Source organism: Pseudanabaena sp. 'Roaring Creek', assembly GCF_001402795.1.
Taxonomy (GTDB): domain Bacteria; phylum Cyanobacteriota; class Cyanobacteriia; order Pseudanabaenales; family Pseudanabaenaceae; genus Pseudanabaena.
This window is the reverse complement of record NZ_LIRE01000469.1, coordinates 1-2,785: the sequence shown is the minus strand read 5'-3', so window position 1 is coordinate 2,785 and position 2,785 is coordinate 1. Positions and strand designations below refer to the sequence as shown.

The window sequence follows — 2,785 nt, the reverse complement described above, 5'->3', positions numbered from 1 at the left end:
AGATGAGTAGCGGCGCTTAGCGCCGCTACTCATCTGTCATAAGCAAACCTTTTCTCTTGTTCATTTCTAGATGTCTTGCTTGTTTGCGAGAGGAAAAGTTTGTTCGCCAGACTTCTCTGGAAGTAATGTCCAGAGCAAAACTTACATTGCCGACGAAACAGGCTGATATTATTTATCAAGACTTTTATTAAGACTTTTATTAAAATTACTATGAATGCTTTAGAATTTTTTCAAAAAAGTGCAGGCAAATGGCGATCGCAACGGACTACCCATCACCTAGCCTTTCGGCGTGCGGAAAAGGGCGGCTCAGAAATTTATGTAAATCCGCTTAATGCTGACGATCCGAAGGTAATCGAAATCTGTCAAATGCATGAAGTCGAGCCTACAGGAGCGATCGGTGGAGCCTATGTCAAATGGGATGGCACGATGGCATGGGACAAGGATGATGATGAAAATCATTCAGGAGAAACGGTATTTGCCCTCGTACCCGATGACGAAACGGGTCGTAAGGGTAAACTTTTGCGCGAGCGCGGCTATGCCGAGGTAATGCCAGTAATCGGTCGTTATGAAATTGATGCCGAAGATGCCCTCGTGCTGATTACGGATTATCCTTCCATGAGTTCCTACGAGCGATTTTGGTTTCCCGCTCCGAATGTACGCATGAGAGCAAGCACCGTACAGCGTTTTGGAGGATTCAGTCAAGCTACTTTCTGTACTGAAGAACTCATTGAAGAAGAAGTTGCGTCTGAAAATTCCGAAGGTGGGGGTTCTAGTTCTAATCCGCCAGCGATCGCCTCAGTATTTGGCTGGTAAATTCTCTTCAAAACCCAAAAGATGAGTGGCAGCGCAAAGCGCCGCCACTCATCTCTTGGGACTTGGTGCGGGGTAAAGCCCCGCCCCTATCTCCTTAGGCATTAGCGGAAGGGCGGCGCATACATTAAGCCGCCATTTTTCCATAGTTCATTCTGACCGCGTGGTAATTTGAAAGGGCTATCTTTACCGAGATTGCGATCGTAGATTTCGGCGTAGTTGCCAACATGCTTAACTACCCGTACAGTGAAATCATTGGCAACTCCCATATCTTTACCTAAGCTGCCATCTAGTCCTAAAAACCTGCGAATTTCGGCATTTTTACTCTGTAGTTGCGCTGTTAGATTTGCCGAAGAAATATCTAAATCCTCTGCCTCGATCGCGGCAAAAATAATCCACTTCACAATATCCGACCATTTCGAGTCGCCATCGGCGACCGCAGGGGCTAGGGGTTCTTTAGAAATTACAAAGTCTAAAACGACGTGATTGTCGGGATCGGCAAGGCGAGTGCGTCGTACGACTAAGGCAGAGCGATCGGCGGTAATCGCGGTACAACGCCCAGATTGATAAGCATTAAATGTGGCGTTGACATCTTCATAGACTACGGGCTTATAGGCAAGGTTGCGCTTTCGCATTTGGTCGGCAAGATTTTGCTCAGTAGTTGTCCCCGTTTGGGCGCAAATATCAGCATCCTTAAGATCGGCGATCGTCTTAATATTGCTATCTTTGCGTACCATTACGCCCTGTCCGTCGTAAAAAACAATCGGCATGAAGGCAAGACGGGAGGCAGTATCGCGACTCAGCGTCCATGTCGTATTGCGGCTGAGAATATCGATTTCCCCCGACTGGAGAGCGGTAAACCGCTCCTTGGCATTGAGATTGCGAAATTGCACCGCTTCGGGGTTGTCAAATAAAGCGGCGGCTACCATGCGGCAAACATCGACATCTAGCCCCGAATATTTGCCTTCTTTATTGACAAAGCTAAATCCCGGTAATTCACCACTGACTCCACAAATCAATTTGCCGCGACTGAGTACTGTTTTCAGGCGGTTGGCGCTGCCAATGCTGGATTGATTTGGTTCTGGAATTGGTTCGCAGGCAGCTAAGACGAACAAACATAAACCCATAAATAGCCCCATAAATAGCCATGCGATCGCCCGTTGCCAGACTTGCCGATTTGATTTGTGAGAAAAAGGGCTATTAAACAACTTTTTCCCCCAAAGCCAGAAACCTTGACGGGGCGATCGATTCTGATAGTGCATGAATATTTTTAGCTGCTTTTTTGAATGCATTATAGTAGCTTGGTTATATTCCTAATGCATAAGTTGTCAAACTTTTATTAAGTAGCTCGACATAATTAAAAACTAGAATAAGCATATTTAGCGATCGCCAAATGTACTGCAACATAAAACCCAAGAATTGATTGGAGGCACTTCTCGCCTCCAATCAATTCTTGGGTTCTGATTTGTCCTAGGGCAAATAACTGTAGCCATAAAACCAAGAAATAGGGATACAGGGCAAAGCCCTATATCCCTATTTCTTGGCTGGGAAGGTGTAGTTTTTAAGAACTATGACCAAAACGGATGGCGTATACATCTTGTTCCTTATCCGTGTAAATTTCGACATCGGATTTAGGATGAGATACGCATAGGAGAATATAGCCTTTGCTGTCCAGTTCGTCGCCCATCCCTCCAATACCCATGCCTTGGCTTTGATCGACTTCACCCTTGACAATTTGGGCGGCGCAAGTCGTACATACACCTGCATAGCAAGAACAGGGTAAATCTAATCCATGGGCGATCGCGGCATCGAGGATCGATTCATTTTCGGGGACGGGCACGGTAAAGGTCTGTCCTTGATGATGAAGAGTAGCTGTAAAGGTCTGAGTCATCTTTCTTTAAAATTTAACTAATAACTAATAATTAATAACTAATAGGCAATAAGTAAACGGGCTTAATTAAATATAAAACCCTAA

General features: G+C 45.3%; 3 protein-coding genes. 1 reads left to right on the top strand and 2 read right to left on the bottom strand.

All coding sequences use genetic code 11. The features are described from left to right. Window positions 1-210 precede the first annotated feature (210 nt). Complete coding sequence (locus AC805_RS14975; RefSeq protein ID WP_055076166.1) at window positions 211-813, top strand: phycobiliprotein lyase; 603 nt, start codon at window positions 211-213, stop codon at window positions 811-813. Between the two features lie 101 nt (window positions 814-914). On the opposite strand, the gene AC805_RS14970 is transcribed toward AC805_RS14975, so the two are convergent. Then, a complete protein-coding gene (locus AC805_RS14970; RefSeq protein WP_055076165.1) occupies window positions 915-2,072 on the bottom strand; it encodes an amino acid ABC transporter substrate-binding protein in 1,158 nt (385 codons plus the stop codon). A gap of 299 nt (window positions 2,073-2,371) precedes the next feature. Continuing rightward, window positions 2,372-2,701, bottom strand: a complete 330-nt coding sequence (locus tag AC805_RS14965; RefSeq protein ID WP_009628536.1) for a 2Fe-2S iron-sulfur cluster-binding protein — start codon at window positions 2,699-2,701, stop codon at window positions 2,372-2,374. Window positions 2,702-2,785 lie beyond the last annotated feature (84 nt).

Excerpts from the sequence above, each read along its gene's own strand:
- AC805_RS14975 (WP_055076166.1), top strand. The coding sequence starts at position 211 with ATGAATGCTTTAGAATTTTTTCAAAAAAGTGCAGGCAAATGGCGATCG.
- AC805_RS14970 (WP_055076165.1), bottom strand. The coding sequence starts at position 2,072 with ATGCACTATCAGAATCGATCGCCCCGTCAAGGTTTCTGGCTTTGGGGG.
- AC805_RS14965 (WP_009628536.1), bottom strand. The coding sequence starts at position 2,701 with ATGACTCAGACCTTTACAGCTACTCTTCATCATCAAGGACAGACCTTT.